We start from the raw sequence: 13079 nt of genomic DNA on the forward strand, positions 1-13079 counted from the left end.
TTGACAGTGTTTTCCCTTGTAATCTAACCACTTAAGTCCATAACTTCAATAAGCAATATTTCGCATATATAATGTTTGGTACATGCAGCACAAAACATAAATACGAAAACATACTGGTCTACAAAAACATATGACCAAACAGAAATTCAAAGCCCGGCTGCGCTCTGAATGGATTCTGGAAAATGCAGACGGCGTGGAACTCCCCATGGGGGATGTGCTGCGTTTGTTGGGTGCCATCGAGCGACTGGGGCACTTGGCGGGAGCCAGCAAGGAATGCCAGTTTTCCTACAGACATGCTTGGGGCTTGTTGCGCAATGCCGAACAACAGTTTGATGCGGCCTTGCTGGAAACGTCCCGGCGCAAAGGTACCAAGCTGACCGAGTTTGCCCAGCGTTTGCTGTGGGCAAACCGGCGTCTGGACGCGCGCTTGACGCCGACCCTGGAAAGCATGGCTTCCGAACTGGAAGAGGAGCTGGGCCGCTTGTATGCTCAGCCTCTGGATCGTTTGCGCTTTCAGGCCAGTCACGGATTTGCGATTGAAGGCTTGATGCGCTTTGCCAACGAACACGATGGCTTGCCGCTGGAACTGCGCTATCGCACGGCGATTGAAGCGCTGGCTTCGCTGGAGCGTGGGGACTGCGATCTGGCCGGTTTCCAGGTTCCGGTAGGCGAGTTCGAGGTGGCTGCCATGCGCCGTTATGGGCAGTGGTTGTCTCCCGCACGTCATCGGCTGATTTTCCTGTCTACACGCCGAACCGGCCTGTTTGTGGAAAAGGGCAACCCCAAGAACATCACGGGCATGGCGGATTTGCTACGGCCCGATGTGCGCTTTGTGAACCGTCAGATGGGGTCCAGTACCCGCTTTCTGGCCACCTTGCTGCTGGGTCAGTTAGGGGTAAACACGAATGCGGTGCTGGGCTTTGAAACAACAGAATTGACGCATATGGCGGTGGCGGCCCACGTCGCCAGTGGCATGGCCGATACCGGCCTGGGTGTGGAAACAGCGGCCAGCCGATGCGGGCTGGAGTTCATTCCCCTGGCGCAGGAGCGTTATTTCATCGCGGTCGAGCAAGAAGCGCTGGATAAGGCTCCTATGCAGCAACTGATGAACGTGATTGGCGGTTCCGCGTATAGTCAATTCATGGAAGATCTGGTGGGTTACGACCCACGAGGTTTAGGGCAGATCATGACGCTGGAACAGGCATTCGGCCAGGCCGCCGACATGCTCTGGCGTTAGACCCCTTCGCTTGACGAAAACACACATACACCATGAGACGGGGACAACCCTGTCCTTGAAAGAAAGAGAACACCATGAGAGATGATCATGGGCCAAAACGTGAACCGCTGTCTGTAGACGAGGTTCAGGCCAGGCCATATCAAGAAGTGGCTTCCCCAGGCTCCGAGGCTTCATCTGCGGGGCGGACTGACGCGGCGCCTGCTGGATCGGGGCTTGTACTGTCAGGCATCGAACAGGGGATTCAAACGAGTGCTGCTGAACCTGCGCGCCGTCCAACGGTGCGCATTGCTGCTGTGTCCGGGCAACCGCTGGACAAGCGTCACCGTCCGTTTCACGATCTGCGTATTTCCCTGACCGACAAGTGCAATTTCCGCTGTACCTACTGTATGCCCAGGGAAGTGTTTGGCACGGACTATGAGTTCCTGCCTCACTCTTCCCTGCTTAGCTTTGAAGAGATCGAGCGTGTGGCACGGCAGGCGGTTTCCCTGGGCGTGCGCAAGCTGCGGCTGACGGGTGGCGAGCCACTATTGCGTCGAAATATTGAAGTGCTGATTGCCATGCTGGCCAAGCTGCGCACACCGGAAGGTGATCCGGTAGAGCTGACCTTGACCACCAATGGCACCTTGCTGGGCCGCAAAGCACAGGCGTTGAAAGACGCGGGCTTGAATCGCGTCACCGTCAGCCTGGATGCTTTGGACGATGCCCGCTTTACGCAACTTAGCGACAGCGGCGTGTCCGTGTCCACTGTGCTGGATGGCATTGCCAAGGCGCAGGCCGTGGGTTTGAGTCCAGTGAAGGTCAATATGGTGGTGCGCAAAGGCCTGAACGATGACCAGATTCTGCCCATGGTGGAGCACTTCAAAGGCTCAGGTCAGATTCTGCGCTTTATTGAATATATGGACGTGGGCAACAGCAATGGCTGGAATCTGGAAGAAGTCGTCAGTGGCGCGGAGATTGTGGAACGCATCCAGTCCTGTTTCGATCTGGAACCGGTTGCCGCTCAGTATCGCGGCGAAGTCGCCAGCCGCTGGCGTTTCAAGGATGGCACGGGTGAAGTCGGCGTCATTACCAGTGTGACGCAACCCTTCTGTGGGGACTGTTCGCGCATGCGTCTTTCTCCTGAAGGACGTCTGTTTCTGTGCCTGTTTGCTTCCCAAGGTTATGATGTGCGGGCGCAATTGCGCTCGGGTGCTTCCGACGAACAGTTAGCCGCCTATATGCACGGTGTCTGGACGGGACGGCAAGACCGATATTCCGAGATTCGGGGTGAGCAAACCACGAGTCGTGACCGTATAGAAATGAGTTACATCGGCGGATGATAAGCACACAGGACATTAGCGGTATTGTGCTGGCGGGCGGACGGGCTCGGCGTTTTGATTTGTCGGGCCAGATCGATAAAGGCTTGCTGCTGTTGCAGGGCCAGCCCTTGGTCCAGCATCTGGTGCGTCGCCTGCGTCCGCAGGTGGGGACTATTCTGATCAGTGCCAATCGCAATCCTGAACAATATGTCCATTGGGGCCGTGTAGTACCGGATGCGCTGGAGCTGGAGGGCTACCTGGGCCCGCTGGCGGGTTTGGCCAGTGTGCTGGATCAGATCAACACCCCATGGGCCTTGTCCTGTCCGGTGGATTTGCCCTTTGTACCCGTGGATCTGGGCAAGCGTCTGATCAAGGCTGTTGAGGAGCAGGGAGCCGTGGCTGCTTACGCACAGGCAGAGCGCAGTCACCCTTTATGCCTGTTGATACGCACGGATCAGGCTGCGGGCCTGAAAGAATACCTGCTTAGCGGCGAGCGCCGCGTCATGAGCTGGCTGGAAAGCATAGGCGCGGTGGAAGTGGACTTCCGCGATGCGCCGGAACATGCCTTTTTCAATATCAATACGCCGCAGGATCTGGATCAGGCCCAAAGCTGGTCCGTTAGCCCCTGATTGGACAGCACATAGAAAAAACCGCCCTGGAAGGGCGGTTTTTGTATGGTAAAGCCAAAGCGTGAATAAAGGCCCGAGCTTATGCCTGCCACTGGCTGTATTCGTACAGACGCACCACATCGCCGGGGGCGATATGAGAGTCAGCAGGGATACGCGCCAGCGCTTGTGCCCAAGGCAAGGAGCTGATGACGCCCGAACCCTGATTGTCGAAGGGGCGTACCAACAGGCGGCCTTGCTTGTCGTTGTCCACTTGCACGCGGATGAATTCTTCGCGGTCACCTTCAAAGTGGCGTTCACCTTGCAGCACCCCGTAGCGCGTGGTGGGCAGCACCTGCTGGCGGCCTTGCAGACGACGAATCAGCGGTGACACCATCAAGGAAAACACGGCGTAAGAGGACACCGGATTGCCGGGCAGGCAGACCAGAGGCTTGTCGGCGATGTAGGCCAGTGCCAGCGGTTTGCCGGGCTTCATGCGCACTTTCCACAGATCCAGCTGGCCGCCTATGCCTTCAATGGCGGGCTTCACAAAGTCTTTTTCCCCGACCGAGACACCGCCTACGGTCAGAACCAGATCACAGTGTTGCAGCAGTTCTTTCAGGGCGTCCTGAATGGCTTCCAGTGTGTCTTTGGCGTGCACCGCATGAACCGATTCCACACCCAGCGCTTGCAGCTGCGCACGCAGCATGGGCGCGTTGGAGTTGTAGATCTGGCCGGCTTTCAGGGGCTGACCGGCTGGGGTCAGCTCGTCGCCTGTGGTCAGAATGCCGACGGTCAGCAGTGGGTAGACCTGCAATTGGGCATGGCCTTGCGCAGCCAGCTGGGCAATATGGGCCGCTGTCAGCTTGGTGCCTGTCGTGATCAGCACTTCACCTATGCGCATGTCCTCGCCCCGGCGGCGGATGTTCACGCCAGCCACGGGCATTTCCAGAATGCGCACGCCGTGTTCGTCTTCCTGACAGTTTTCCTGAATCACCACCGTATCCGCACCGGGCGGCAGCATGCTGCCAGTAAAGATGCGAATCGCCATGTTCTCTTTCAGCGTTTCAGGAATATCGCCGGCATAGCAGCGCTGCTGAATGGGCAGTACCTTGCCGTCGGCAATATCAGCCAGACGCAGGGCATAGCCGTCCATGGCGCTATTGTCGGCAGGCGGCATGTCCAGCTGGGCCTGAATATCCTGGGCCAGAATGCGTCCCAGGGCTTGCGACAAATCGCAGGTTTCGGTTTGGGTAGGAACTTGCCCTGCCTGGGCCAGCCTTTGCTGTGCTACGTCAAATTCGATCATAGGATGGATAAATTCGATAAAACAATTCGTGGCTCAGGGCGTCAGAGCACGGTGGAAAAGAGGGCGTTCCGGAGCTGGCACTGCCATGCCTTTGCAGGCATCAGGGCTTGGGTGGCTCCAGATACTCAGAGGCAAAATTGCAAGGGTGATGGCGGCTGTCCAACTGCTCTTTCAGGATCTTTTCCCAGGCCAGCTTGCAGGCACCGCCCGAGCCGGGAATGCAAAACAGCAAAGTCCGGTTGGCCGTTCCTGCCAGCGCATCGGATTGCAGGGCAGAGGAGCCAATATCCTGGTATGACAAGTAGCGGAACTGTTCGCCAAAGCCGGTAATAACCTGATCGAGCAAAGGCGTGACCGCCGCAATCGTGGATTTCTTATGGCTGAAACCGGTACCGCCATTGCAAATAATGACATTGATTTCCGGGTCCAGAATCCATTGGCTGAGCAGGGCGCGGATGGCGTAGATATTGTCCCTGCTGATGGCGCGCTGCACGCAGTAATGGCCGCTGTCAGTCAGGCTGGCCGCCAGATAATCGCCGGAGGTGTCATCATCCGGGCCACGGCGGTCCGAAATGGTCAGCACAGCAGCGTTCAGGCGAACAGCGGGTAAATCGGTCTTGGCTTTAGACATGCTTGTCGGTGTCCGCAGAGGTATTCCAGGAGTCCGTTTTCTGGGCGTCGCTGTCGCGCTGCTGTACCCAGAAACGCTTGCCGTCGGCCAGAGTTTCGCGCTTCCAGAAAGGGGCGCGAGTTTTCAGCACGTCCATGATGAATTCGCAGGCGCGAAAAGCGTCGCCACGGTGGGCGCTGGTCACGCCGACATAAACGATTTGTTCGGTCAGATGCAGTTCGCCCACACGGTGTACGACCAGCGTATCCAGAATGGGCCAGCGTTGGCGGGCCTGGTCACAAACCGCGTCAATCTCGCGCTCGCACATGCCGGGATAGTGTTCCAGGAACAGGGATTCGGTGGCGGTGCCATCGGCCTGATCGCGCACATAGCCGGTAAAGGTCACCATGGCTCCTGCCTTGCCGCCAGCCGTGGCGCGCAGCTCGGCGTTCAGGGCGGCAACATCAAAATCTTCGGTCTGGATGCGAATCATCTCAACCTCCGGTGACCGGCTCGAACACAGCTACTTCATCGCCGGGGCGGACGGGATCGGTGGGCTTGGCGTGGAACTGGTTCACCGCGACATGCAGGCGGCCTGCCATATCGCTCAAATTCGGGTGGCGCTGCAGCAGTGCGTCCGTCCATTGCTGGACGGTGCCTTCCTGAGGCCATTCCCAGTTTTCCTGGCGCTGGCCTGTGCGTTCGGCCACTTGGGCGAAGTACAGGACGCGCAATGTTAAAGGGCTTGTCATGCTATCTCCGTGAAAGGGCTTAGAGCTGAGCGGTCCAGGTCCCGCTTTTGCCGCCGGTTTTCTCCAGCAAACGAGTCTGTTCAATCACAATGCCTTTGTCGGCCGCTTTGCACATATCGTAAATAGTCAGGGCGGCAATGGAGCACGCCGTCATGGCTTCCATTTCGACGCCGGTGGTGTAGCGGGTGCGGCAGGTGGCCAGCACCGCAATGGTGCCTGCGGCGGCGTCGCTCTCAAAATCAATGCCGACAAAATCCAGGGGCAGGCTGTGGCACATGGGAATCAGCTCGGCACAGCGTTTGGCGGCCAGCACACCGGCCACACGGGCGGTGTTGAGCACTTCGCCCTTGGCATTGTGCTGGGCCGACAGCAACTGGTACGCAGCGGGACTCAAGCGCACCACGGCGCGGGCCGTGGCCGAGCGGGAGGTGGCGGATTTGTGACTGACATCGACCATCTGAACTTTCCCATCTTCATCCAGATGGGAAAGGTGCAAATCTGTGTTTTCGGTAGTGGTGCTCATGATCGCTCCGGGGACCGGGCCTAGTGCGCGGTTCTAATTGTTTATGGTTGCATTATATACACCCGGTGCGCGGGCCCTGACTAAGGCCCCGGTGGGTTGCGGTCTTCGCGCAAGCGGGCCGGGTCCAGCAGTCGCGCCAGTTCGATCAGGGTGCGGGACTGCATTTTTTCCAGTGCCCGGGCGCGATGAACCTCTACCGTGCGCATGGTGATGTTCAGGTCCTGGGCAATCTGTTTGTTCAGTCGTCCTTCCAGCGCCAAGGCCAGCACTTCGCGCTCGCGCTGGGACAGGGTGTCTAGTCGCTCTTCCAGCGCCTGTTCATTGTCGCGCTCTGCCTGGCTGGCCTCGTAGCTGCGCAGCACATCCAGCACACGGTCCACCAGATCGTTATCGTTAAAAGGCTTTTCGATGAAATCCGCCGCGCCTTGTTTCAGCGCGTTTACAGCCAGGGGCAGGTCACCGTGGCCGGTCAGGAAAATAACGGGCAGAGGGGACGGGCGTTCGCGCAATTGCTCGAACACTTCCAGGCCGGACAGCCCATCCATACGTATGTCGAGCAGGATGCAGCCCTGGGTTTCGGGACTGAGGGCATCCAGAAAGGCTTCGCCACTGTCCCAGAGTTCGGTATTGACCTGACGAGTGGAAAAAAGCCAGGACAGGGCATCGCGGATGGCCGGGTCGTCGTCCACGATGTGGACCAAAGGAGCGCGCTTAGTCATGTTCGATCAAGGGTAAGGAAAACAGGAAGGTAGCACCGTGGGGAACCCCGTTTTCAAACCAGAGTTTGCCATGGTGCAGCTCCACAATGGAGCGGCAAATATTCAGGCCAATGCCCAGGCCCTGGGCTTTGGTGGTGGTAAAGGCCTGGAACACTTCGGCCATGATGGTCGCCGCCACGCCAGGGCCCTGGTCAGCCACCATCACCAGAACCACGCCATTGCTGGCCTGCATGCTGACCTCCAGTATGCGGCGCTCCGGTTCCAGGCCAGACATGGCTTCGGCGGCGTTGCGCAGCAGGTTGAAAATCAGTTGCTCCAGCAGCACCTTGTCTCCCATGACGGGCAGGTCCTCGGGGTGGGAGGGCACGATCAGCTGAATCTGATGATGACGCAGGCCTGCTTTGGCCATGGCCAAAGCACCTTGCAAGGCATCAGGTAAATTCAGGGGGCTGAGTTGTGGATCGCGCTTGCGCACAAAGTCGTGAATGCGGTGGATGATCTGCCCGGCGCGGCGAGTTTGTTCTGCCAGGCTTTCCAGGCCACGACGCAGCTGTTTCGGGTCCAGCGGCTCATTACCCAGCAGATTCAGGGAACCGGCTGCATAGCTGGCAATAGCTGATAGCGGCTGGTTCAGTTCATGGGCCAGCGTGGAGGCCATCTCGCCCATGGTGATGAGCTTGGCCGTGTGGTGCAGTTGCTCGGACTGGGAGCTGGCCAGGGCTTCGGCCTGCTTGCGCGAGCTGATGTCGATGATGGAACTGATCCAGCCCACGTGCCGCTTCTGGGCGTCAATCAGCGGGGACTCGAAAACCTGCACATCGACCCGCGAGCCATCCGGGCGCTGGAACAGCGTGTCAAAGACCTGCACGGAGCGGGAGGACTTCAGGCGATCCCGGCGCTCCAGCGTTTCATCCATCATCTCCGGCACCCACCAGGGCATGGGCGGTGCCAGACCAATAATCTCTTCACTGCTGCGGCCCACCAGTTCGCAAAACGCCGGATTCACATACAGCACCTTGCCATCCAGGTCGCGGGCGCGCATGCCGGTCACCATGGAGTTCTCGATGGCACTGCGAAAGGCTTGTTCCTGCATCAGTGCCAGTTCAGCGTCGCGGCGCTTGCGGGCGTAGTGATGTTGCATGGCCAGGTTCACCACAGCCAGCAAGGCCAGACCGGCAATCACAGTCAGCAGCAAGGTGAAGGTAGGGATGCTTGTTTGCGGATAGGGCGTCATCAGCAAACGTACGCCATGCAGTGGCGGGTCTACCGACATGGCGTAACGCAATTCGTTTTGCCCCGGCTCGCCTTTGGAGCGTGTGGCAAGCGTCTGGTCGCTTTGGTCGATCAGGGAGACGTGATATTGCTCGGCAATCCACCAGGGCACGTTTTCCATCAGGATGGTGGCCAGGGAAAAGGTGGCGCGCAAGGTGCCGACGATATCGTTTTCTTCGTAAATGGGCACGACGAGATCCAGCACGCTTTCCTGATGCTCGTTGGAGTAGTAGGCAGGTAGCCAGGTGGAGGTGCGCGGCGTGCTGACGTGGGCTGCTATCCGGGTGTCGGCACCGGGTGGCCGCACCAGCAAGGTGGTGCCAAAGCGATCTTGTACCGCGACTTTCAACAGGTCCGGATGGATGGTCTTGAAGTGCTGTAGTTGTGTCAGTGCCGTCTGGGTCGTGACGGGCTGGGAGTGGACTTCAATTTCGCTGGCAATGCGGCTTAAATTGTTCTCGTGCGAGCGCAGTTGAAATGAGAGGGATTGTTCCACCCACAAGGCATTGCGTATCAGCTCGTTGGACTGCTCGTCATCGCGTTCCTTATTGACCGCCCAGGCAAACACACCCATCAGCAGCACGATGATCAGAATGGCCAAAATAGGCACATAGGTGCTGATGGGGTGGGCTGCCAAGGTGCGCGAGGCCGCTTGGCGTATGAATCCGGAAGGACGGGCAAGACGCATCATGACAAAAGGTTTCGGATTTCCACAATAGATAATTCGGGACCGCTTTTTTAAGCTACACGCTTTCAAGCAAATCAATCAATAACACGTGTCGGTTCCCCACCGACCGGAGGCAAACATGAAAAAGACCCTTGTGGCCAGCTTGCTGGCTTCCGTATTCCTGTCCGCGCCTGTTCTGGCCAACCCCATGATCATCAAGTTCAGCCACGTTGTGTCGCCAGATACACCCAAGGGCAAGGGCGCTGTGCGCTTTAAGGAACTGGCCGAAAAATACACCGAGGGCAAGGTGGTTGTCGAAGTCTACCCGAACTCGCAGCTGTACAAGGACAAGGAAGAACTGGAAGCCTTGCAACTGGGCGCCGTGCACATGCTGGCTCCGTCGCTGGCCAAGTTTGGCCCGCTGGGCGTGCGCGAATTTGAGGTGTTCGACCTGCCTTTCATTTTCAAGGATCGTACCGATCTGCGTAAGGTTACCGAAGGTCCTGTGGGCCGCATGTTGCTGGATAAGCTCGAGCCCAAAGGCATCAAGGGCCTGTCCTACTGGGACAACGGCTTTAAGGTCATGAGCGCCAACAGCCCCCTGAAAAGCGTGGACGACTTCCTGGGTCTGAAAATGCGCATCCAGTCCTCCAAGGTTCTGGAAGCCCAGTTCAAGGCTCTGGACGCTGTGCCTCAGGTGATGGCGTTCTCCGAGGTGTACCAGGCCCTGCAAACCGGCGTTGTAGATGGCACCGAGAACCCGCCGTCCAATATGTACACCCAGAAAATGCACGAAGTGCAAAAGCACGCCACCGTGTCCAATCACGGTTACCTGGGCTATGCCGTGATCGTGAACAAGAAGTTCTGGGAAGGTCTGCCTGACGATATTCGCCAGGGCATGGAAAAAGCCATGGAAGAAGCCACGGTTTACGCCAACGACATTGCCGAACAAGAGAACAACGATTCCATGAAAGCCATGGAAGAATCCGGCAAGACCCAGTTCTATCAGTTGAGCGATGCCGAGCGTGAAGAATGGGTCAAGCAGTTGCGTCCCGTTCACAAGGAAATGGCCTCGCGTATCGGTCAGGACGTGATCGACGCCTTCTACAAGGCGACCGAATAAAGTCGGTTTTCTCTGATTGTCTTGTACAGGTCTGATTCAGACCTGTTCTCTCTTTCTTCCCGCTACTGAGCTGTGCCTGCCCGTGATCCGGGTGGGCCGGTTGTAGTCTGGAGCTACCCATGTTTTTACGATTTCTGGACCGCTTTGAGGAGACCTTCATCTCGCTCCTCATGGTGGCCGCCGTAGTGCTTATTTTCGTAGCGGTCTGCCAGCGCTACTCGGTCAGCCTGCTGGCTGATTTGGTGTCCTGGTCGCGGGCCCATGGTTACGAATCGCTCATGGCCATGGCTCGTTCAACCTATCGCAGTGTGGCCGGCATCAATTTGCTCTGGGCACAGGAGCTGTGTATTTACCTGTTCGTCTGGATGGCCAAGTTTGGTGCTGCTTATGGCGTGCGCGTGGGTATTCACGTAGGTGTGGACGTGCTGGTCAACTCGGTGGGTCCGCGTTGGCGTCATCTGCTGGTGGTGATTTCCCTGTTTGCAGGCGCCTTGTTCACCGCCATCGTCGCCTGGATTGGCGGCAGCTTTGTCTACGGCATTGCCCAGACGGCCCAGGTATCGGCTGACCTGGAAGTGCCCGTATGGATTGTGTATCTGGCCGTTCCTGCTGGTTCCTTGCTGATGTGCTTCCGCTTCCTGCAAGCCTTGATGAATTTTATTCAGACTGGTCATTTGCCCCATCACGAACCTGCGGCTGATCTGATCGCTGAAACAGAGCGCGGTGTGTCTGAATCCGAAGGAGCGCGCGCATGACCGCCCTGATTATTTTTGCTTTGCTGGCTATCCTGCTTTTGACAGGTATGCCCGTGTCGATTGCCCTGGGTCTGACAGTGATGGGCTTCCTGTTCACCATGACCGAAGTGCCCATGGACAGTATTGCTCTCAAGCTGTTCACCGGGATTGAGAAGTTCGAGATCATGGCGATTCCGTTCTTCATTCTGGCCGGTAGTTTCCTGACGCATGGCGGGGTCGCGCAGCGCATGATTCGCTTTGCCGCTTCCATGGTGGGCCACTTGCCCGGCGGCATGGGTTTGGCAGCCGTGCTGGCTTGCGCCCTGTTCGCCTCTATCAGTGGTTCTTCGCCTGCCACGGTAGCGGCCATTGGTTCCATAATGATTCCGGCCATGGTTAAACAAGGCTACCCCGTGCAATTCGGGACCGGCATTGTGGCGACTTCCGGCGGTCTGGGTATCTTGCTGCCACCCTCGATTGTGATGGTGATGTATGCGGTAGCCACCAGCGGCATGATGGTAGAGGGTCCAGATGGCGTAAAAGTCGGGACGGCCTCGATTGGTCAGCTGTTTATTGCGGGTGTGGTACCGGGCCTGATCCTGGCTTTCCTCTTGGGCGCGACCACCATGTTCCGCGCCTGGAAGCTGGACTACCCCCGTATGCCGCGAGCTTCGTTCAAAGAGCGCTGGCGTGCCTTCATGGACTCCATTTGGGGCCTGATGCTGATCGTTATCGTGATGGGTGGTATCTACTCCGGTGTGTTCACGCCTACCGAAGCGGCAGCCATCAGCGCGGTCTACGCCTTTGTGATTGCGGTCTGGGTCTATAAGGATGTGAAACTGCGTGAGGTGAAACGCATTGTGCTGGAATCGGCAGCCATGAGTGCCATGCTGCTGTACATCATCACCAATGCGGTCATGTTCGCTTTCATTCTGACCTCCGAGCAGATTCCACAGGCCATTGCAGAATGGATTGTGTCGCAAGGCATGGGCCTGATTGCCTTCCTGCTGTTCGTGAACGTCCTGCTGCTGGTGATCGGCATGGTGATGGAACCTTCGGGTCTGATCCTGATCATGGCCCCCATCCTGTTCCCGGTTGCCATGAAGCTGGGCATGGACCCGGTTCACTTTGGCATCATGCTGGTGGTGAATATGGAGATCGGGCTGGCGACACCGCCGGTGGGCTTGAACCTGTATGTGGCGTCCAGCATATCGAAGTTGGGCCTGACCGAAGTTACCAAGTCCACGATGCCTTGGCTGCTGACCGGTTTGGCCTTCCTCCTGATGATTACCTTCATTCCAGAAATTACGCTTTGGCTGCCCCGCATGATGGGATGGCTGTAGAAGCCCTGATCGCTATCCGCGAGCAGGGCGAGGTGAGCCCTTGATGTGGCAGTACGGCTTTATGCAATCTGCGTAAAACGTGAATCACCTTGAAGGCCGGGCAAAAAGCCCGGCCTTTTTTGTGGGTGCTCGGTTTGGGTACTGGTAGCTTTTTTGAGTGCCGGAACTGGCTGATTCCAGAGTCCTCTATAACTTACTGCCTATGTGTCCTTGTCTGATTGCCCTCCAGTGCTGCAGGGTTTTCTCTGGCTTTGTAGGCAAGTGAAACGTACTGATAAGTATTATTTGCCTATTAGACAAGCCAGTCTATTAGTATCATAGGTAGTTCGGGCCGCCATACTGGCGGTATTTATTCATACGGAGACCTTATGTCCATTTCAGTCGGTGCGCGCGTTCCAGACGCGACCCTTAGCGAGTACATTGAAACCGCCACAGAAAGCTGCCCTATGGGCCCCAACAACTTTCAGGTGGCTGATCTGGTTAAAGGCAAGAAAATTGCCGTGTTTGCCGTTCCCGGCGCTTTCACCCCCACCTGCTCCGAGCAGCACCTGCCAGGCTTTATCGCCAAGGCAGACGAGTTCAAGGCCGCTGGTGTGGATGAGATCTGGTGCGTGGCTGTGAACGATCCTTTCGTGATGGGCGCTTGGGGCAAGTCCCTGAACGTCAATGGCAAAGTGCGTTTGCTGGCTGACGGCAGCGCTGTCTGGACCAAAGCATTGGGTCTGGAATTTGACCTGACGTCCAAAGGCCTGGGCGTGCGCTCCAAGCGTTTTTCCGCCTTGCTGGAAGACGGCGTTGTCAAACAATTGAACATTGATAACGACGGCGGCCTGCATACATCGGATGCAGACACCCTGTTGAAACAGGTAAAGTCGTAAGTATCTGAT

14 protein-coding genes are annotated in these 13079 nt (G+C 57.5%); 7 read left to right on the plus strand and 7 right to left on the minus strand.

The window, feature by feature from the left end; all coding sequences use genetic code 11:
* Positions 1-130: 130 nt before the first annotated feature.
* The 3 genes from Q9R35_RS06575 (at position 131) to mobA (ending at position 3164) form a co-directional block, all read left to right on the plus strand.
* Complete coding sequence (locus tag Q9R35_RS06575) at positions 131-1237, plus strand: substrate-binding domain-containing protein (protein WP_042483138.1); 1107 nt, start codon at positions 131-133, stop codon at positions 1235-1237.
* A gap of 74 nt (positions 1238-1311) precedes the next feature.
* Entirely contained in the window at positions 1312-2556 is a 1245-nt protein-coding gene (gene moaA, locus Q9R35_RS06580) for a GTP 3',8-cyclase MoaA (protein WP_226791466.1), read from the plus strand.
* A complete protein-coding gene (mobA, locus tag Q9R35_RS06585) occupies positions 2553-3164 on the plus strand; it encodes a molybdenum cofactor guanylyltransferase MobA (protein ID WP_042483141.1) in 612 nt (203 codons plus the stop codon). The genes moaA and mobA overlap by 4 nt, the downstream gene beginning before the upstream one ends.
* A gap of 79 nt (positions 3165-3243) precedes the next feature.
* On the opposite strand, the gene glp is transcribed toward mobA, so the two are convergent.
* The 7 genes from glp to Q9R35_RS06620 form a co-directional block, all read right to left on the minus strand.
* Positions 3244-4449, minus strand: coding sequence for a gephyrin-like molybdotransferase Glp (gene glp, locus Q9R35_RS06590; RefSeq protein WP_311219568.1), 1206 nt, complete (start codon positions 4447-4449; stop codon positions 3244-3246).
* Between the two features lie 100 nt (positions 4450-4549).
* Positions 4550-5080 (minus strand): molybdenum cofactor synthesis domain-containing protein, encoded by a 531-nt coding sequence (locus tag Q9R35_RS06595; protein WP_311219569.1) that lies wholly within the window; start codon positions 5078-5080, stop codon positions 4550-4552.
* Complete coding sequence (locus Q9R35_RS06600; RefSeq protein WP_270119048.1) at positions 5073-5552, minus strand: molybdenum cofactor biosynthesis protein MoaE; 480 nt, start codon at positions 5550-5552, stop codon at positions 5073-5075. Before Q9R35_RS06600 ends, Q9R35_RS06595 begins: the two co-directional genes overlap by 8 nt.
* A gap of 1 nt (position 5553) precedes the next feature.
* A complete protein-coding gene (gene moaD, locus Q9R35_RS06605; protein ID WP_042483151.1) occupies positions 5554-5811 on the minus strand; it encodes a molybdopterin converting factor subunit 1 in 258 nt (85 codons plus the stop codon).
* A gap of 19 nt (positions 5812-5830) precedes the next feature.
* On the minus strand, positions 5831-6334 hold the full coding sequence (gene moaC / locus Q9R35_RS06610) for a cyclic pyranopterin monophosphate synthase MoaC (RefSeq protein WP_009463872.1): 504 nt from the start codon (positions 6332-6334) through the stop codon (positions 5831-5833).
* 80 nt (positions 6335-6414) lie between these two features.
* On the minus strand, positions 6415-7053 hold the full coding sequence (locus Q9R35_RS06615; RefSeq protein ID WP_311219570.1) for a response regulator: 639 nt from the start codon (positions 7051-7053) through the stop codon (positions 6415-6417).
* The gene (locus tag Q9R35_RS06620) at positions 7046-9016 is read right to left on the minus strand and encodes a PAS domain S-box protein (protein ID WP_052362913.1); all 1971 of its coding nucleotides are present in this window, start codon (positions 9014-9016) and stop codon (positions 7046-7048) included. The genes Q9R35_RS06615 and Q9R35_RS06620 overlap by 8 nt, the downstream gene beginning before the upstream one ends.
* Positions 9017-9131: 115 nt before the next feature.
* Between Q9R35_RS06620 and Q9R35_RS06625 the strand changes: the two genes are divergently transcribed.
* The 4 genes from Q9R35_RS06625 to Q9R35_RS06640 all read left to right on the plus strand — a co-directional run bounded on the left by Q9R35_RS06625 (position 9132) and on the right by Q9R35_RS06640 (position 13070).
* Positions 9132-10115, plus strand: a complete 984-nt coding sequence (locus tag Q9R35_RS06625) for a TRAP transporter substrate-binding protein (RefSeq protein ID WP_063688686.1) — start codon at positions 9132-9134, stop codon at positions 10113-10115.
* Between the two features lie 119 nt (positions 10116-10234).
* The gene (locus Q9R35_RS06630) at positions 10235-10870 is read left to right on the plus strand and encodes a TRAP transporter small permease (RefSeq protein ID WP_042483164.1); all 636 of its coding nucleotides are present in this window, start codon (positions 10235-10237) and stop codon (positions 10868-10870) included.
* Complete coding sequence (locus Q9R35_RS06635) at positions 10867-12192, plus strand: TRAP transporter large permease (RefSeq protein ID WP_042483167.1); 1326 nt, start codon at positions 10867-10869, stop codon at positions 12190-12192. The genes Q9R35_RS06630 and Q9R35_RS06635 overlap by 4 nt, the downstream gene beginning before the upstream one ends.
* 368 nt (positions 12193-12560) lie before the next feature.
* Positions 12561-13070, plus strand: coding sequence for a peroxiredoxin (locus Q9R35_RS06640; RefSeq protein ID WP_009463866.1), 510 nt, complete (start codon positions 12561-12563; stop codon positions 13068-13070).
* Positions 13071-13079: the final 9 nt, after the last annotated feature.

This window comes from Alcaligenes sp. AB3 (assembly GCF_031844565.1).
Lineage (GTDB): Bacteria > Pseudomonadota > Gammaproteobacteria > Burkholderiales > Burkholderiaceae_B > Alcaligenes > Alcaligenes faecalis.